Origin of the sequence: Aquimarina mytili (assembly GCF_016735115.1) — a bacterium.
Lineage (GTDB): Bacteria > Bacteroidota > Bacteroidia > Flavobacteriales > Flavobacteriaceae > Aquimarina > Aquimarina mytili.
This window is the reverse complement of sequence record NZ_JAERQJ010000001.1, coordinates 219,181-237,322: the sequence shown is the minus strand read 5'-3', so window position 1 is coordinate 237,322 and position 18,142 is coordinate 219,181. Positions and strand designations below refer to the sequence as shown.

The following is an 18,142-nucleotide window of genomic DNA, read 5'->3' as shown; positions in this document are numbered from 1 at the left end:
CATAATTATTTTTATAGCAACTAATCACTGATAAACAAGCCTTTATAGTTTAGAAAAAAACATGATTAATGACAAAACGATTTCTACCCCATAAAATTTTAATAGTACTATTTCTTACTTTTTTTTGCTGTATCATCAATGCGCAGATATCTAAGGATACACTACAAGCGCATTATAACTATATCAAAGCCGATTCTTTGTTCAAAGAAGGAAAGTATCAAGAATCCATTTCTTTATACCAAAATGCAGCCGTAGACTTTAAAAATAAATCATATTGGAGGAGATATGCACAAGCACTCAATGAAGTTTCTTTATTATATTATCGGCTTGGGGATTTAAAAAAATCATCTGAAAACATTCATCAAACCATAACACTTTGTAGAGAGAAACTAGAGAAAGAAAGTATAGAAGAAAGCAGGGCGCTAGGGTTTAAAGGTTTAATTTATAGCAGTCAAAACCACTCTTATAAAGCGCTAGGATTATATAAAAAAGCACTCAGTATTCTTGAGAAAAAAGTAGATTCTAATGATATTAAAATTGCCAGTTTATTTGCTAATATAGGTGTTGAATATGACAAATTAGGACTTATAGATCAAACTCAAGAAAATTACGAGAAAGCTTTAAAAATAAATCAATACCTATATGATCAAAAAAAGTATAATGAATTGAGTACTGTTTATCTCAATTTAGCCATACTCTATAGCGGAAATGGACTTTTTAACAAAGCTATACCCTACTACAATAAAGCTATTGCTTTAGATAAAGAGGAGTATGGAGAAAAACATCCTTATATTGCTGATAGCTATTATAACTTAGGCCTTAATTACTCTTATATAGGAGAAACATATTTATCCCTCCAATATTATAATATGGCGTTAGAGATTTTTAGAAATGCATATGCCGAAAATAGCGATATTATTGCTTCTTGTTATGAAAGTATTGCTACTAAATATATTCAATTGGGAAAGCAAGATGAGGCTCTTAAAAACTATAACAAAGCTTTAGATATCTATTCTAAAAATTATGGAGATCAAAATTTTAATACAGCCAATATCATTGCTAATATTGGAGAAGCATATAGTATAATAGGAGACTATACAAAAGCGCTTCACTACCTAAAAAAATCTTATAAGATCCATCAAGGCCTTTTTGATAAAGATCATAGAAATATGTTTTTGATCCTTAACCAATTTGGTTTACTGTATAAAAATCAACAAAATTATACGTTAGCAAACGAATATTACACCAAAAGTTTAGGGATCGCAATCCAAAACTTCGGAGAGAAAAACCAGAAGACCGCTGAGAGCTATATCAATATTGCAGATGTAGAATATTTAAATCACAACTTTTCTACCGCCGCTAATAATTATCATAAAGCCATAATTGCAGGAACTAAAAGTTTTAAAGACTCGTCATTATCCTCTTTACCTAATACAGATGATTACATTAATGTTAATACACTTCTTAATGCGGTGTACGGAAAAGCAAAGGCTATCAAATCTTTAGCTAAAAAAAACAACAGCGAAAAAGAATTGGAATTATCTCTTTCAAACTTTACACTTTGTGATGCCTTGATTGATAAAACACGTAATTCATACGTATCTATAGAAGATAAAGTTTTATTAGCTTCTACCTCTTCAAAGATTTATAAAGAGGCTATAGCAACATCATTAGTATTACATCAAAAAACCAAAGATGATTCTAATCTAGAAAATGCATTCTATTTTTCTGAAAAAAACAGAGCACGCCTGTTAGAAGAGCAATTACGAAAAACAAAAGCCCAGCAATTTGCTGAAATCCCTGAAGAGAAATTAAGTCTGATTGAGAATACAAGAACCACACTAGCACTTTATAAAACCAAATTATATGAAAATTCGATTACTAGTGAAAAAAAGGATTCGATCACGGCGAGCACATACTCTAATTTAGTATTTACACTAACTCAAAAAAATGATTCTTTAATGAAAAGACTTGAGTTAGAATACCCAAAATATCACGAACTTAAATATGATAATTCTATCATCTCTATTTCAGATATACAACAAAATTTACCTGAAAAAACAACAATACTCGAATATTTTGTAACTGATGATATCATCTATGGTTTTCTACTCTCTAAGAATGATTTTTCGGTTCAGGAAATTAAAGTTTCTAATCTTGACAAAAAAATACTACAACTACATAAAGCAATTACAAATAAAGATATTGATGCCTACAGAGAAATTGCCTTTACATTATACCAAGAGTTGATACAACCTTTCTCTTTTGAAAAAAAGAATCAGCATCTGATTATTATTCCTGATGGGATGTTATGGCAACTCAATTTTGACGTATTGTTAACTGAAGAATCAGGTCCTAAAAACCCAAAAGAACTCCCGTATTTTTTAAAAACACAAGTGATCAGTTATGCAAATTCTGCAAATCTTCTATTCAAAAAGAAAGAAGAACCTAAAGCTATCATTAAAGAATGCTTAGCCTTTTCTTTTTCTGATACGACAAGCTTAGCTACAGAAAATTCAACATCTTTTGCCGTTCTTAGAAGTACAGACGATGATCTACCCGGAACAAGAAAAGAGATCAAAGCGATTTCTGACATTATTGATGGTGCCTATTTTTACGGAAAAAATGCAATCGAAGAAAACTTCAAACAAAATGCTCATCAATATGCATTATTACATTTGGCACTACACGGTGAATTAGATAATGAAAATCCTGAAAATTCTAAATTATACTTCACACAAGTACAAGATTCTACTCAAGATAATTATCTATATAATCACGAACTATATGCCTTAAAAATTCCTGCTGAATTAGCTGTATTAAGTGCCTGCAATACAGGAACCGGTAAAATATCTAAAGGAGAAGGTGTTATGAGTCTAGGTCGGGCTTTTCAATATGCCGGTACCAGAAGCTTGGTCCTTACCAATTGGGAGGTGTCAGATGAAACCACTCCCGAGCTAATGAAAAACTTCTATACAAACCTTAAAAAGGGTATGAATAAAGCGCAAGCCTTACAACAAGCTAAATTACAATATCTTGAAAACGCCGACATCTATACATCGAATCCTTTTTACTGGGGCGGGTTTTATCTTATTGGTGATACCTCTACAATCGATTTTCAAGATCATAAAACAATATACACCTATCTGGCAATAGCAGTATTTGTACTAATCTTCTTATTAGGTTTGTTTTATATCAAAGCGAAAAACAAAAAATTGAAAGTTTTTGACAAGTCATAAATCAATCAATATTGTATTTTCGCAAAATTATTCGTTAGAATACTAGGGTAACATTTTTATGTTTACCTACATAAAGGGAAAACAAAAAGGAAACAAAATTGGAAAAAATGAAAAGAACAGTACTCCTGTATGCATTAGTCGTGCTCGGAATTCAATGGACATTTGCTCAAGTTCATGATGGCGATTTAACACTTGCTACTCAAGCCCAAATAGATGCTTTTAATTATACTGAAATTAATGGAAGTTTAACCATTCAAGAACTTGTACCTGGAAATATTTTGGATCTTTCTCCTATATCTAAATTGCAAATATTACAAGGAGGATTAACCATACAAGGAAATTCTGGTCTACAAAATCTAAATGGACTATCCTCTTTATCGACAATTAATGGAACACTAGTCATAGAGGATAATGCTAACCTGGAGGACCTTACAGGATTATCGAATATACAAACGATTTTAGGGAATCTGGCAATCCATAAAAACCACAAACTTACTTCAATAGGTACTTTTAATGAACTTACAGCAGTAAATGGTTGGGTAAGTATTCATTGGAATGCTAAGCTTTTTAGTATTAATGGGTTTCTAAAACTTGCCACTGTGGGTAGTAATTTTTCTATTACCTCTAACCCTAATTTAAATAATCTAAATGGTCTTTATACCCTAACCTACATCGGAGGGCATTTAAGAATCATTAATAATAAAAAGCTGTACGAAATTAGTCCTCTGTCTAATGTAACCAGTGTAAGAAGTTTGATGATCAAAAAATCAGGTCTTAATACCTTGGATCATTTATCTAGTTTAACCGAAATCAGAGGAGGGTTATTTGTAAGCGACAATCCATACCTTAATAACATAAGTGGTATCTCTGCAGCCCTTGATGGAGGTATAGTAGCCCTAGATGTTCTTAATAATCCACAGTTAGAAGATTTTACAGGATTAGAAAATCTTGCAAGTTTAGGTAAAGTACGTATTATTAATAATCCAAACCTAAAAAATCTAGATGCTTTATCTAATTTGGTACGTGTACATCAATATTTGGATGTTAGTAATAATACTGGTCTGGAAAGTGCTTGTGGAATTATACAACTGCTTGAAGAACCAAGTGCAGTTGGAGGGTTAATAACCTTAGATAATAATGGTGCCAATTCCAGCGACGCCGCTACAATTATAAACAACTGTAATAACTGTCGAATCCTAAATGGTGATTTATTACTTACTACCCAAACAGAAGTAAACAATTTCAAATATTGTAAAATCAATGGTGACCTTACCATACAAGAATCATCACCAAATGCAATAACAAATTTAAACGCCCTGTTTAACCTTTCGATAGTAACAGGAGATGTTTTAATACACAATAACCAAACTATTGATAATTTAGATGTACTTTCTAATCTTACTGCAGTAAGAGGTGATTTTACCCTAAAAGGAAATAGCAATCTAACCCATACCGGTAATTTTATAAACCTTACCGCAATTGGAGGTAAATTAAGTATAGAAAATAACGCCATACTATCGAATCTATCTGGTTTTTCTGCTGTACAATCTCTTGGAGGAGATTTACACATAGAAAATAACCCAAACCTAACAAATCTTGACGGACTAAACATCTCCGGATTAGACCCGTATCGCTATTGTGATGTTACTATTCATAACAATCCAAATCTTGTTAACATAGATGCATTATCTAAACTAGGATTTGTACCTGGAAATGTATCTATAACAGCTAACCCGGCATTACAAAATCTAGATGGGTTATCTAACATCAGGGCAGTACAGGATAATCTTACTATCGAGGATAATACTTCTTTGAGTGATGCTTGTGGTATATTATCTCTGATAGAAGATAGCAATACAAGCTCATACTCATTCTATGGAGTGAGGCTTAATACAACCATAGCAAACAACGCAGCCAACACCAGCGCCAAAATAGATATTATTAATGCCTGTAATAATACCACGTTTGCAGATGTTACACTTACGTCTCAGGCAGAGATCGATAGTTTTGACTATACTATTATTAGAGGAACATTAACCATTTCTGAATCGGTACCTGGCAATATCACCAATCTAGACTCATTAAAAACCCTTAAGCAAGTAAATAAAGTGAGAATCGTAAATAATACAGCGCTTACAACACTTGGAGGGCTTCCTTATAATCTATCCAAAATAACAGATACTGGGGATAATTTCATACTTGAAGACAACCCTTCATTATTTGCTATTGATGGAGTCCCTCCTTTAGTAATATATAATTACACTACAATTTATTCACTTATATGTAATGGAATCATTGAAAAAGCGAAAATAAGGCATGAGCCATCACAAGATTTTCAATATATAAGTAGAGTGCCGTATCCGTGCTTTATCCCAATACCTGGACAAGGACTGTTTAAACGAAGAAAATCAGGTGGAGCTAAAACAGTATTGCAAGACGTGTTACCGACTATATCTTCTGATAAATTAATCCTTTATCCAACGGTTTCTAAAGGTAATCAAGTTACTATTTCAGGAGTAAAAACTGATTTTTCTTATGCCGTTTATGATATCACAGGAAAACTGATTGAAACCAATACATTGCCTTATACTTCGGCAGAACAAGTAATTAAGTTTGGATCAAAATTAGGAACAGGGATGTATTTCATTCAAATACTCGAGACAAACAAAAAAACGTCTTTAAAGTTTATGGTAAACTAAAAAGCAAACCATACGTAAATAGCGCATAAAAGCTCCCTGATCAGGGAGCTTTTATTTTTTGAAAAAGTTAGGGTAACATATTGGGCACTTAAAACATTAATAATCGATTTAAACTAAAATTTAATTGATTATAAAAAATGTTATGAAAAAAAGTATCAAAAAGTTACTATTACTAGCCTTGGTAGCATTATCCTTTTCTTGTGAAAAAGATGATGAAATGCCTATGCTAGTTGAAGAATTATCAACCGAAGAAAATAATACAAAAACAGCTATCCAAAATGGAGCGATTATATTAGGGGAAAAATTAGAAAACCCCTATTCGGTAGAAAACATGCGTAGAGCTTATCAGAATCTTACTGCTGGTTCAAGAACTACAGCTCAAACTCTAAACACCACACACTATTATGTACGATTTGATCCTAGAACCGAAGAAAAATTAGATATTCTTAAAAATGATCAAACTTTAGAATTATTTTCGTACCCATTAGATTATGAAATAATTGAAGGAGGGGATCATTATCATGATCCACAAATACCACAAGACAAAGTAACATATCAGTATGCTTCTGTTCCTGTTGGGTATAAATTTCCAAATGTGTCTTATCAAATCCTAGAAGAATTATATCTTCCAGAAATCAGTTCTGGTTCAAGTAGTGGCGGTAGAAATGATAATTTCAATAGTACTCTAGAAGAAGAAGCTTTACGAATTACTGGAAATCTGGATGCAGATTCAAAAGCAAATACGCTAGCAAAGAAAAAGTTCAGTAAATGGAATCCTGATGGTCACATTATGGTTTGGGATAACACAAATGGAGTTAGTCGTTATGTACCTGTTGTTGGTGCCAAAGTGAGAGCCCGACGATGGTATCGAGTTGAAATAGCTTATACTGATGCCAATGGGTACTTTAGAACCGCATCATTTAGAAGGCCTGTTAATTATAGTATTAAATGGGAAAGACATGATTATAGTGTACGATCTGGAAATTTTGGACAAGCTGTATTAAACGGTCCTAAAAAAAGAGGGCGATGGGATGTTAATTTAGGAACTTCAGGAAGTAACTGGGTTGTAGATGCGCAACAGTACTATGCCCTAATCCATCAAGCGGCTTATGACTACTATTATACAGGTAGATTTGGGTTATCTAGCCCCCCTAGAAATGGTGCCTTTAAACCGCAAATAAAAATAGCTGCCAATTTTAAAACTAACACAAACAAAGCACCCGGTCATGCTGCATTGTATGCACGTACGGGAGGGATTTTTCCTTCGATATACATTAGAAGATGGGGAGATGATGAAGAGGCTATTTATGGCACCACCATTCATGAATTAGCACATGCTGCTCATTGGGATATGGACCGAGATGCTTTTAGGTTTTTAGCACTCAGAGCATATACCGGATCAGATGATCAAATAAAACAAAGTTTTGAACGTGTTATTGAAAGCTGGCCAGAAGGTGTAGAATGGCAATTTACAACGCATAGATATCGTACATTGGCAAATAACCCACAATATAGTTATCAAGGAGGTAATCAATTCAGAACCGCTCAACAACGACCAATCTACACCCCTGTGGTATTAGATTTAATGGATACTTTTAACCAAAACAATAGTGATCCTAATCTGCCTCGAGATAGAGTATCTGGCTATACCTTACAACAGGTAGAACAAGGATTAAGAGGAGCCATATCCTGGAATCACTGGAGAGATAATATGCAATTACGCCACAATAATATTACAGAAATCTTCGTGCCAGAACTTTTTAACAACTGGGGTGGAAATGGTTTATTACCAGAAGTTTTTGAGGATGAATACCTGGTCGGAGATTGGGATGGTGATGGTAGAGATAATATTGCAGTGCGAAGAGGTAATGAGATTTTAATGGATTACAATTTTGACAGCGAACCGGATCATTCTTTCTTCTTTGGCAATGGAAATCAAGAAGGTGAATATTTGGTAGGAGATTGGAATGGTGATGGAAAAGATGATATAGCGGTTCGAAGAAGTAATCAAATTATTATTGACTATAATTTTGATGGTACAGCAGATCACTCATATTATTATGGATATGGAGATAGTGAAGCAGAATACTTAGTTGGTGATTGGAATGGTGATGGTAGAGATGATATAGCCGTAAGAAGACAGCAAAACGAAATTATCATGCATTATTACAAAAATGGTTCTCCTTATTTCACATACTTCTTTGGATTAGGAGACCAAGAAGATCAATATTTTGCCGGAGATCGTGATGGAGATGGTAAAGATAATATTGGTATTAGAAGACAACAATACATCACCATGGACAATTTTTACAGTAATACAACCGATTATTATCAAACCTTTGGAAACGGGAACTCAGAAGATCAATACCTAATTGGTGACTGGGATGGTGATGGCAAAGACAACTTGGCTATAAGGCGTGGTAATCAAATTCTAATGGATTACAATTTTGATACTACAGTAGATTTTTCTTTCGAATACGGTTTTGGTACAGAATAGTGCCAAAAACAACAGTGTCGAACAGGTAGGTACATCAACTATACTTGTAATGAAAAGCTCCCTGATCAGGGAGCTTTTTTATTACAAAGGGTTTAAAGTGAGTATTGTTAATTCCTTAAGAATAATCGCACATCAAAATGGGATATTGTCCCCTGAGTAACCCAACCATTTTTGCCTTAGGTTTGTGACTTCAAAATATGTATTAACCATTTTAAATTTACACAAATGTCTCAAGAAAATCAAATTAGCGTGGTAATTCCGCAAGACGTAATTGACAACATCACCAACAAATTACAAGAATGTAAAAATGACTTAGCGCCTTATCTGCAAGCTTTAACTGCAAACGACCGCTCAGGGTTATTTAAGATGGGTGATAAATCATTACCTACCGTACAAAAAGTAAAATCATATGCAGAAACCAATCCAGAGTTTGTCCCTGGATATATGGATACGCAAGAGTTTTTAAAAGACGAAACCGTAGTATCACAATTAACTCCTATTGCCAATATATTAGAGCAACTTTTTTCTGATGTAGATGATACTCGATTATTAGCGGGTAGCGAAGCTTTACAAGCTGCCTTATTGTACTATGGACAAATTAAAGAGGCCAACAAAAAAGGGGTAAAGAGTGCAAAACCAATCTATGAAGATCTAAGACAACGATTTTCTAGAAAATAAACACCGTCATATATTGTGTTCTAACCCGAAAGAGTCCTGGTTGACTCTTTCGGGTTTCTTTTTGAATAAAATATACTCAAGTTTGAGTGTTTTATACTCGCGATTGAATCTTTTATACTCGAATTCGAGTATATTTTACTCAAATTCGAATGTTTTTTGCTCAATCACGAGTCTTTTTCACTCAAATTCGAGTGTTTTTGGCTCAACTTTGAGTCTTTTTTACTCAGTCTCCAGTGATTTTGATTCAAACTTCAACACCTATCTCCTACCGCTTATTCTATAATCTTCATAAAAGTAGGGTAACATCTTATCTGCTATTGACATTAAGGGTAATCAAAACACACATAAATCAATCTTAAAATGAAACAAAACACACAACAGCAAAAGTACATTGCCCTAATCCTGCATTGGTACTGCAATCAACGTATCATAAAGATGAATACTAAATTAATCTTGCAGCTATTTGGGTTGTTTTTGAGTATTTTATCTATTTCTGCACAAGATATGCCTAATATTACCCCTCCGTCTCCTACGGCTTACGAACTTGGAAAATACGGGCAAGCTCCCGTAGGATTGTTCACAGGTACTCCTAGTATACATGTTCCTTTATATCAATACCAAACAAATAACTTATCCATCCCTATTTCGTTAAGCTATAATTCTAATGGTATTAAAGTTGATCAATTATCTTCTAATGTTGGATTAGGTTGGAGTCTTAATGTTGGGGGTGTAATTTCTCGTATCACAAGAGATAAATCTGATGAATATAATAATTATTTCTACCCCGACGAAGACATCCACAAACCTGGTGGTAAAAAAACTCCAATGGCATTAGAATTTTTTCAGACCATTGCCGAGAACCCAAACATAGATAGCGAAACAGATGTATTCATGTATAATTTTAATGGGCATACTGGGCAATTTGTTTTCGACAAAAACAAAAATATCATCCTTGTACCTCATAAAGACTTTCAAATGACATATTTTGAAGACCAACGTGAGGTAAGTTTTAAAATTACCACTTCCGATGGGATCGAATATTTCTTTACCGAAACAGAGATAAACCTAAACAGAGCTTCTGGTGGTGGCAATGGTGGGCATCATGGCCCTCCAGAAGATACTACCACGGCTTGGTATCTTTCTCAAATAAGGCACCCTAAAGGAGATATTGTTAGCTTCATATATAGCGACAACAACTATGGTTATGTAAGCGGTAAATCACAGTCTTTTTATGTAACTCCGGGGCAATGGATTTGTGACTCCTATTTTGCTGAAAGAAATAATGTTGGTACTGTAATAAGTAATAATTTAAGAATAGTTGGTAAAAAACTAGTTAGAATCGAAAGTAATAATCCAAACGACGGGGTAATCAATCTACAATCTAATATTGAACATCCCAAAGTTGACGGACATGATCTTGTCTCAAAGATCGTAGTTAAAAATAAAAATAATACGATTATAGAACGTTTTGATTTCTCTTACCTAATGACTTCTAAAAAACGAGTATTTCTTGAAGAAGTTGTATACAAAGACCCTAGCAAAAACTATCGGTTTGAGTATATAGAGCCTTCGAGCTTTCCGGAAAGATTGTCGTACAGCCAGGACCATTGGGGATATTATAATGCAAAAAATAACAACTATCTGTTTCCAAATCCCAGAACATTAGGACCATCGATCAATCCAATCTTAACGTATTACGATGTTGGCGCTAATAAAAATCCGGATCCCTCAAAAGCTCAAATAGGTCTTTTGAAACAAATTACCTACCCTACAAAAGGGTACGAACGTTTTGAGTATGAAGGCAATTCATATTATGGAGAAAAAGTAGTATCACCACCAAAAGTAAACCTCTCCTTATCAGCTAATACAGGTCCCGACGAATTTGGATCGGGTTATAATAAATCAAAGGTTATAAATGTTCCTTTTGATCAGACCATTACTGCATATGGGAGCACCCGATTTAACTCAAATGCATGTGATAGTTATCTAGACGTAGGAAAATCTAGAGCTGTGGTATCCATTGTAGACAATCAAACCAACCAAAAGGTCATGTTTTATAAACGTACCCTGGGAGGACAAGTGACCAATATTGGTACTTCTATTACTATAACAGAAAATAGCAATATCGCAGATATTCTGGCAAATTTAAAAGAAGGGCATTCGTATACCATAACTTTAAGTCCTGGTTTTGAATGTGTACAATCAAATTTTACACTATGGTACATCAAAGACAAACCTCAAAAAGTAGCCACCAATATTACTAGTGGTGGTTTAAGAATAAAATCTATCAAATCTTTTGATGCTGCATCAAGTATAGCGAATACTCGTGTTTATTATTATGGCAAAAAAGAGTCTTTAAATACCTCATCTGCCGAAAAAGGGCAAACCCCATTTTATGTTTCTAATAATATTGAAAGAAAAACCTGTAACCCTGGAGATATGGTCCCTTGTAGTTTTTCAGACATTAAGTATTACGAACTTCATTCTAATAGCACAAGACAATTGTTTAATACTTCTGTGAATTCTACCTATTATCAATATGTAACAGTGAGCCATGGGGGTAGTAATTTTGAAAATGGTGGAGAAGAGCATGAGTTTATTATTCACAATGACTATCCGGGTAATTCTATTTTTGGTAATCCTATAGAATCATCTCCGTGGGTAAATTTGGGTTGGAGCAATGGATTAAAGAAAAAAACGTCAATCTTTAAAAAAGAGGGTAATGGATTGATAACTCTATCTGAAACCATTAATACCTATAAAGAAGATACTCGACATTTTAAGAAAACATATGGATATAGGGTGGTAAAAAAACATGAAGGTGAACCTTGCACTACAGATATCACCTATACCTGTAGCCAAGATGATGTTACTAAAATATATTATAAAGGATATGAGTGCCTGACCAATCATAAACATAATTACTTTATAGGTACAAAAAACAGAAAATGTATCGCATCCGGCGCTGATAACGTAAGAAAAGTACATTATCATCATTGTTATACTAAACCGGTTGGCACTATACTTACATATCCTCATTTATTAGATCATTTTGATTTTATGGAGTATAGTACTAACTCGTATTGGCATTACTTAAGTAGTACCTTAGAGAAACAATACGATGAAAATGGATTAAATCCTGTGCACACTGAAACCAGGTATTATTATGACAATCCAGAACATTTACAACTTACAAGAGTTGAAATTACTGATAGTAAAGAGGATGTTATAAAAACCAAGACAATTTATCCACAGGATATAGCTAATCCAACTATTGCCGAACAAAAATTAATCGACCTACACCAAATTGCTACCCCAATCCTGGTAGAAGCTTTAGAAAATGATATTACGTTATCCGTCCAAAAAACTGAATTTGGAGATCAAAATCTAAATGGGATTCCCTTTCCAAAAGAATTAAAACTAGCTAAAGCAGATTATGACCTCGAAACCAGATTAGTGTATCATAAATATGATCAATGGGGCAACCCACTAGAAATGTTTAAAAAAGGGGATACATATACCACATATGTGTGGGGATATCAAGGTAAATATCCTGTGGCTAAAGCTATAGGTGCCACGTTTGCCGAGATAGCTATAGCACTTGGTATATCGCAAAGCCAATTAGAGAACCTTAGCGATAATCAGTTAAGCTTACTTGATACTTTAAGGCAAAGACTTCCACAAGCACATATAACTACATATACCTATGCTCCGTTGATTGGGGTTACCAGTGTTACAGATCCTAGAGGACAAAAAACTACATATCACTATGATAGTTACAATCGCCTTGAAGTCATAAAAGATCATAACGGACATCTTTTATCTAAAACAGAGTACAACTACAAAACTCTTAATTAAAAGCACGTAAGTATAAAAGTATCACTTCTAGAATGTTAATCATTCTTATTAAAAAATATATAGATGAAATATTTAATTTTTTTATCAGCACTCCTTTTATCCTGTACCATAGGTTTGGGACAAGAAATATCTAACACTAATCCAGAAAGCATACCAAATGTAGCCCCACCGGATGATGGCAGTGGTGGCGATGGCGACGGTGGTGGATTTACTTACCGATGGAACAGAGATCGAGACGGAGACGGTTTTGGAGATCCAAGGTTTCCTAGAAATGCTGCCACTAAACCTCCTGGATATGTAGCCAATCAAGACGATTGTAATGATAATGATAGTTCTATTAACCCTAATACAGTATGGTATCGCGATGCCGATAATGATAGTTTTGGAGACCCAAGTAATACGTTGAGGCAATGTCAAACTCCAACAGGTTATGTTCGTAATAATAAGGATTATGATGATAGCACATCTCTTATAACCGATATTAGTCCAAAGAATTTTTATAGAGATGCAGATAATGATGGGTATGGTGATCCTAATGTAAAAAAGTATCAAAGTTTTAAACCTAATGGTTATGTAACCAATAATGACGATTATGATGATACCACTTCATTAATCACTAATATTAAGCCTAGAAATTTTTATAGAGATGTAGATAACGATGGGTATGGGAATCCTAATGTGAAAAAATATCAAAGTTATCAACCTAATGGTTATGTAGCTAATAATCTGGATTGTGATGACACTGTAGCCAATATTAACCCTACCACAATATGGTACAGCGATTCCGATAATGATGGTTTTGGGGACCCTAATACAACAAAGAGTAGTTGTACAAAACCTTCAGGGTACGTAAACAACAAAAATGACAAGTGTCCAAACGAATATGGAATATATGAAGGATGCGCCAGCAAGCCATTACAACCTAGTAACGAAAACTATGTGCTTGCCAAAGTTCCTCAAACCCAAATGTCAACAATACCACAAAACAGTGTTAAGAATATCATATCTGATATTACGTATTTTGATGGATTAGGAAGACCTAAACAACAGATTTCCATTAACGCATCTCCTAATAAACAAGATATCGTAACTCATATAGCATACGATAATTACGGAAGGCAAAATAAAACCTATTTACCTTTTGAAAGACAAAGTGACGCTCTGGGAAATTTTAACCCTGTAGATGTACTTACAGATATAAATTATTATTACAAAAACAAATATCCAGAGGACTTTCCTAATCTTAATGCTGCCAATATAAATGCTTATAAAGAAAGTGTTTTTGAAGCATCACCTTTAAACCGCATAACCAAAACAGGAGCTCCGGGAGAAGCATGGAAGGTTAATGCTTCTAATGCTAATGAGCATACGATTAAGTTTAATCGACACCATAATAAAGCAAACGAAATTCCATTATTTGAGGTAGACTTTGTTACTAATGACTTAGAAAAACCTACTCTGATTCAGAATAATCACTATCAAGAAAATCAACTTTATGTTACGATCACCAAAGATGAAAACTGGGTCGAGGGTCAACAATACAATAAGGATCGTACTACAGAAGAATATACAGATAAAAGTGGTACACTAATTCTAAAGCGTACCTATGATCAGAATGAACCCCATGATACATATTATGTACATGATAAATTTGGAAACCTAACCTACGTTATTCCTCCTAAAGTTACAATCCAAGATGGAGTTAGTACGAGTGAACTTAACGAGCTTTGCTATCAATATATATATGACAACCGAAATCGTTTAATCGAGAAAAAAGTGCCAGGCAAAGGTTGGGAGTACATAGTATATAACATATTAGATCTACCTATTATGACACAAGACGTTAACCAACAAAATAATTCACCAAAAGAATGGTCATTTGTTAAATATGATGCATTAGGTAGAGTGGCTTATACAGGAATAAAACAAAGCAATAGTACAAGAGAAGCAATGCAAGAATCTGCTAATAATACCAGTGTTTATTCTCAATATGAAAGTAGAATAACCGATCCTACAGTACTAGGAGGAACCAAAATCTATTACAGTAATGATGCAATTCCACATTTGTTTTCAGAAATCCATGTCATCAATTACTATGATGATTATACTTTTGATCAAGATACCCCTACTCCAGGAACGGTTTTAAATCAAATCGTAAACCTGAACGTTACTGGTTTAGCAACAGGGTCTTACGTCAGGGTATTAGATACAGAGGATTGGATCACTTCTTTTAACTACTATGATGAGAAAGGAAGATTGATCTATGCACATACCAAGAATGACTTCCTAAACACAACAGATGTCGTTGAAACTCAACTTGATTTTACAGGTAGAGTTATAACAAACAAAACTATACATCGAAAGGGTTCAAACCTACCGATAACAACTTTGGATAAATTTACCTACGACCATATGGGACGTATGTTAACGCAGGTACAAACGATCAATAATCAACCTGCCGAACTTATCGTTAGCAATACCTATGACGAATTAGGAATTCTGACCAAAAAGGATGTGGGTGGCGACACTACTGATTTAGAAGGATTACAAACCATAGATTATACACACAATATTAGAGGTTGGTTAACACAAATTAATAGTCCTGAAGTATTGGGTAAAGACCTTTTTGCTTTTGAAGTAAACTACAATACTCCATTGGCAGGGATAACATCTTTATACAATGGTAATATCTCGGCAACGTTCTGGAAAACTGCTAATGATAACCTTAATAGAAAAAGGAGATATATTTTTGAATACGATGCATTAAATCGTATAACCAAAGCGCTTCATGGTACAGGTAACTATGATCTTAACAATTTGAAATACGATAAAAATGGAAACATTCTAAGACTAGCTCGTAATGGATGGCAAAATAGTACTAATTACTCGGCTATGGATAACCTATTTTATACCTATGATTCGGGTAACAGGCTTATTAAGGTGGTCGATAACGGTAACAACCAGTATGGTTTTAAGGATGGTAATACGACCAATATCGATTATGAATATGATACCAATGGTAATATGATCAAAGATCTGAACAATGGTATAACCCATATTACTTATAATCATCTTAACTTACCCAAGACCTTAGCCATATCAAATAGTGATGGTGCTGGTACTATTTCCTATATGTATAATGCTGCCGGAATAAAACTCAAAAAAACGGTTACCATAGGAAGTTCTGCAACGAATACCGAATATGCAGGGAATTATGTTTATAAAAATGGTAACCTTGAGTTTTTTAACCACCCCGAAGGATATATTGAACCTAATACTACAGGTGGTTTTGATTATATATATCAATACAAAGACCATTTAGGTAATATTCGTTTAAGTTATAGTGATAATAATAATGATGGGATAGTCACCCAACAAGAAATTCGAGAAGAGAATAACTATTACCCGTTTGGTTTAAAACATAAGGGGTATAATACTATTATAACAGGGCGAGATCATCAATACGGTTTTGGAGGCAAAGAAGAACAAAACGAGCTGGGCTTAGATTGGTATGATTTTGGAGCAAGGAATCATAACCCTGCATTAGGTCGTTGGATGAATTTGGACCCATTGGCAGAACAAAGTTATAATCTTACACCATATAGATTTTCCGGGAACAACCCTATTTTATTTAATGACCCTAATGGATTATGGGAATTTGTATTTGATAGCGAGACAGGTACTTTGAGTCTTAATCGACAAGAAGGTGATACTTATGATTCATTTTTAGAACAAATGGGAATATCAGTAGGACTAGCCAAAAAACTATTCGGAGTTAGTAAAAAAGATCTCGAAGCAAAGCTGAATAAAGGAGGAGAAGATAGTTTTAATGTATCCGAATTTAGCAGTAAATCTAAAATAGGATATATGCTTCAAGGAATGGAAGAGGCTTTAACAACAGGTAACATTGAACTAGCACAAAACCCTTCAGAAGCACCACAGGATGCAATTAATAATTGTTGGAACTGTACGATAAATTTAACTACTGATGGGAGAGTAGATTCGAAACCATTTTTTTTGCCAAAAACAGCTGAAGAATTATTTACATCAATGGCAATTGAGAGTAATTTTGATAATAAATTAGGGAGCGATTATAGAAACGTAAGTAAACCAAGAATTGGTGATGCTATACGATATAGTGCTGATGGAGGTATTACTACCACACATGGTTCTGTTTTTTTATTGCAGAATGATAATGGAATCCAGATATTTACGAAGAATGGTTTTATTAATGGACAACCCTATCAAATTATGACTCAAAATAAACTCGTACAAACATATGCCAGTGAATATGGGGAAGCTAAAGGGAGGCAAAACTATACGAAAAAAGTTACTAATGCTGACGGGACAACAAAAACAGTAACGCAATCGGATAAATCCCCATATTATCGAAAAAATTAACTATGAGGTTTTTTATAATATTAATTATACTCTTCAATACTACATGTAAGTCAAATAATCATATAGCATCAGAAAAGCTATTTAATGATAGTAATTACTTACTCTATTTATCGAAAGAAAAAACTATTGACGATAAAAATAAAAGGATTACTTTATATAAAAATATCCCTTTTCAAAAAGTATTGAACAAAGAAAATGGGAATTTTAAGTTATTGTTTGAAAATGAGATTGTATTTGAAGGAACTAAAAAATGCCTTTTCTTATTAGAGGTTTTTAATAATGAAGTTTTACTTATATCTACTTCAAATACTTATAAAAATAAATTCGCTGCTGGGCCTGAAAATTTTGAAAGAAACAAAGTTATTTTAATCGACATAAAATCAGGAAAGAAAAAAGTAACAGAATTTGTAGATGGAGGGTTTTTAAAAAATCATAGAAATTATCTTAATAAATCAAGTACCGTTAAAAATGTATTTGCTATTCAAGAAATTAGTTATAAAAATGATTTAATAAAATTAGAAGATATAGATGGAAACTATAAAAAACTTAAATTGATTGATATTGAATTAACCCCCTTTAAATGTGATTAATAGAAGAACAAGCAAGTTTTTTATTCTAAACCTGATAGCTCAGATTTACAATCCGAAATCATTACATACCCCGAAAGACTCAATACAGAATCTTTCGGGTTTCTTTTTACCTCTTTTTACTCAATCTCTAGTGTCTTTTGGTTCAAATTTCAACACCTATCTCCTACCTGTTATTCTAAA

7 protein-coding genes are annotated in these 18,142 nt (G+C 33.6%); all 7 read left to right on the top strand.

All coding sequences use genetic code 11. From position 1 onward, the window contains the following. The first annotated feature begins 68 nt into the window (after positions 1–68). The 7 genes from JJQ60_RS01135 to JJQ60_RS01105 all read left to right on the top strand — a co-directional run bounded on the left by JJQ60_RS01135 (position 69) and on the right by JJQ60_RS01105 (position 17,962). The gene (locus tag JJQ60_RS01135) at positions 69–3,239 is read left to right on the top strand and encodes a CHAT domain-containing protein (protein ID WP_201916115.1); all 3,171 of its coding nucleotides are present in this window, start codon (positions 69–71) and stop codon (positions 3,237–3,239) included. Positions 3,240–3,346: 107 nt separating this feature from the next. Further along, entirely contained in the window at positions 3,347–5,938 is a 2,592-nt protein-coding gene (locus tag JJQ60_RS01130; protein ID WP_201916114.1) for a T9SS type A sorting domain-containing protein, read from the top strand. 142 nt (positions 5,939–6,080) lie between these two features. Beyond that, on the top strand, positions 6,081–8,435 hold the full coding sequence (locus JJQ60_RS01125) for an FG-GAP repeat domain-containing protein (protein WP_201916113.1): 2,355 nt from the start codon (positions 6,081–6,083) through the stop codon (positions 8,433–8,435). 225 nt (positions 8,436–8,660) lie between these two features. Further along, positions 8,661–9,113 (top strand): hypothetical protein, encoded by a 453-nt coding sequence (locus JJQ60_RS01120; RefSeq protein WP_201916112.1) that lies wholly within the window; start codon positions 8,661–8,663, stop codon positions 9,111–9,113. 360 nt (positions 9,114–9,473) lie between these two features. Next, the gene (locus JJQ60_RS01115; protein ID WP_201916111.1) at positions 9,474–12,971 is read left to right on the top strand and encodes an RHS repeat domain-containing protein; all 3,498 of its coding nucleotides are present in this window, start codon (positions 9,474–9,476) and stop codon (positions 12,969–12,971) included. Positions 12,972–13,034: 63 nt separating this feature from the next. Further along, positions 13,035–17,372 carry a DUF6443 domain-containing protein gene (locus JJQ60_RS01110; protein WP_201916110.1) on the top strand — a complete coding sequence of 1,446 codons (4,338 nt, stop codon included), beginning with the start codon at positions 13,035–13,037 and terminating at the stop codon, positions 17,370–17,372. A gap of 2 nt (positions 17,373–17,374) precedes the next feature. Next, positions 17,375–17,962 carry a hypothetical protein gene (locus tag JJQ60_RS01105; RefSeq protein ID WP_201916109.1) on the top strand — a complete coding sequence of 196 codons (588 nt, stop codon included), beginning with the start codon at positions 17,375–17,377 and terminating at the stop codon, positions 17,960–17,962. Positions 17,963–18,142 lie beyond the last annotated feature (180 nt).

Bases quoted from the DNA above. Each gene is read 5' to 3' on its own strand.
- JJQ60_RS01135 (WP_201916115.1), top strand. From the start codon at position 69: ATGACAAAACGATTTCTACCCCATAAAATTTTAATAGTACTATTTCTT.
- JJQ60_RS01130 (WP_201916114.1), top strand. From the start codon at position 3,347: ATGAAAAGAACAGTACTCCTGTATGCATTAGTCGTGCTCGGAATTCAA.
- JJQ60_RS01125 (WP_201916113.1), top strand. From the start codon at position 6,081: ATGAAAAAAAGTATCAAAAAGTTACTATTACTAGCCTTGGTAGCATTA.
- JJQ60_RS01120 (WP_201916112.1), top strand. From the start codon at position 8,661: ATGTCTCAAGAAAATCAAATTAGCGTGGTAATTCCGCAAGACGTAATT.
- JJQ60_RS01115 (WP_201916111.1), top strand. From the start codon at position 9,474: ATGAAACAAAACACACAACAGCAAAAGTACATTGCCCTAATCCTGCAT.
- JJQ60_RS01110 (WP_201916110.1), top strand. From the start codon at position 13,035: ATGAAATATTTAATTTTTTTATCAGCACTCCTTTTATCCTGTACCATA.
- JJQ60_RS01105 (WP_201916109.1), top strand. From the start codon at position 17,375: ATGAGGTTTTTTATAATATTAATTATACTCTTCAATACTACATGTAAG.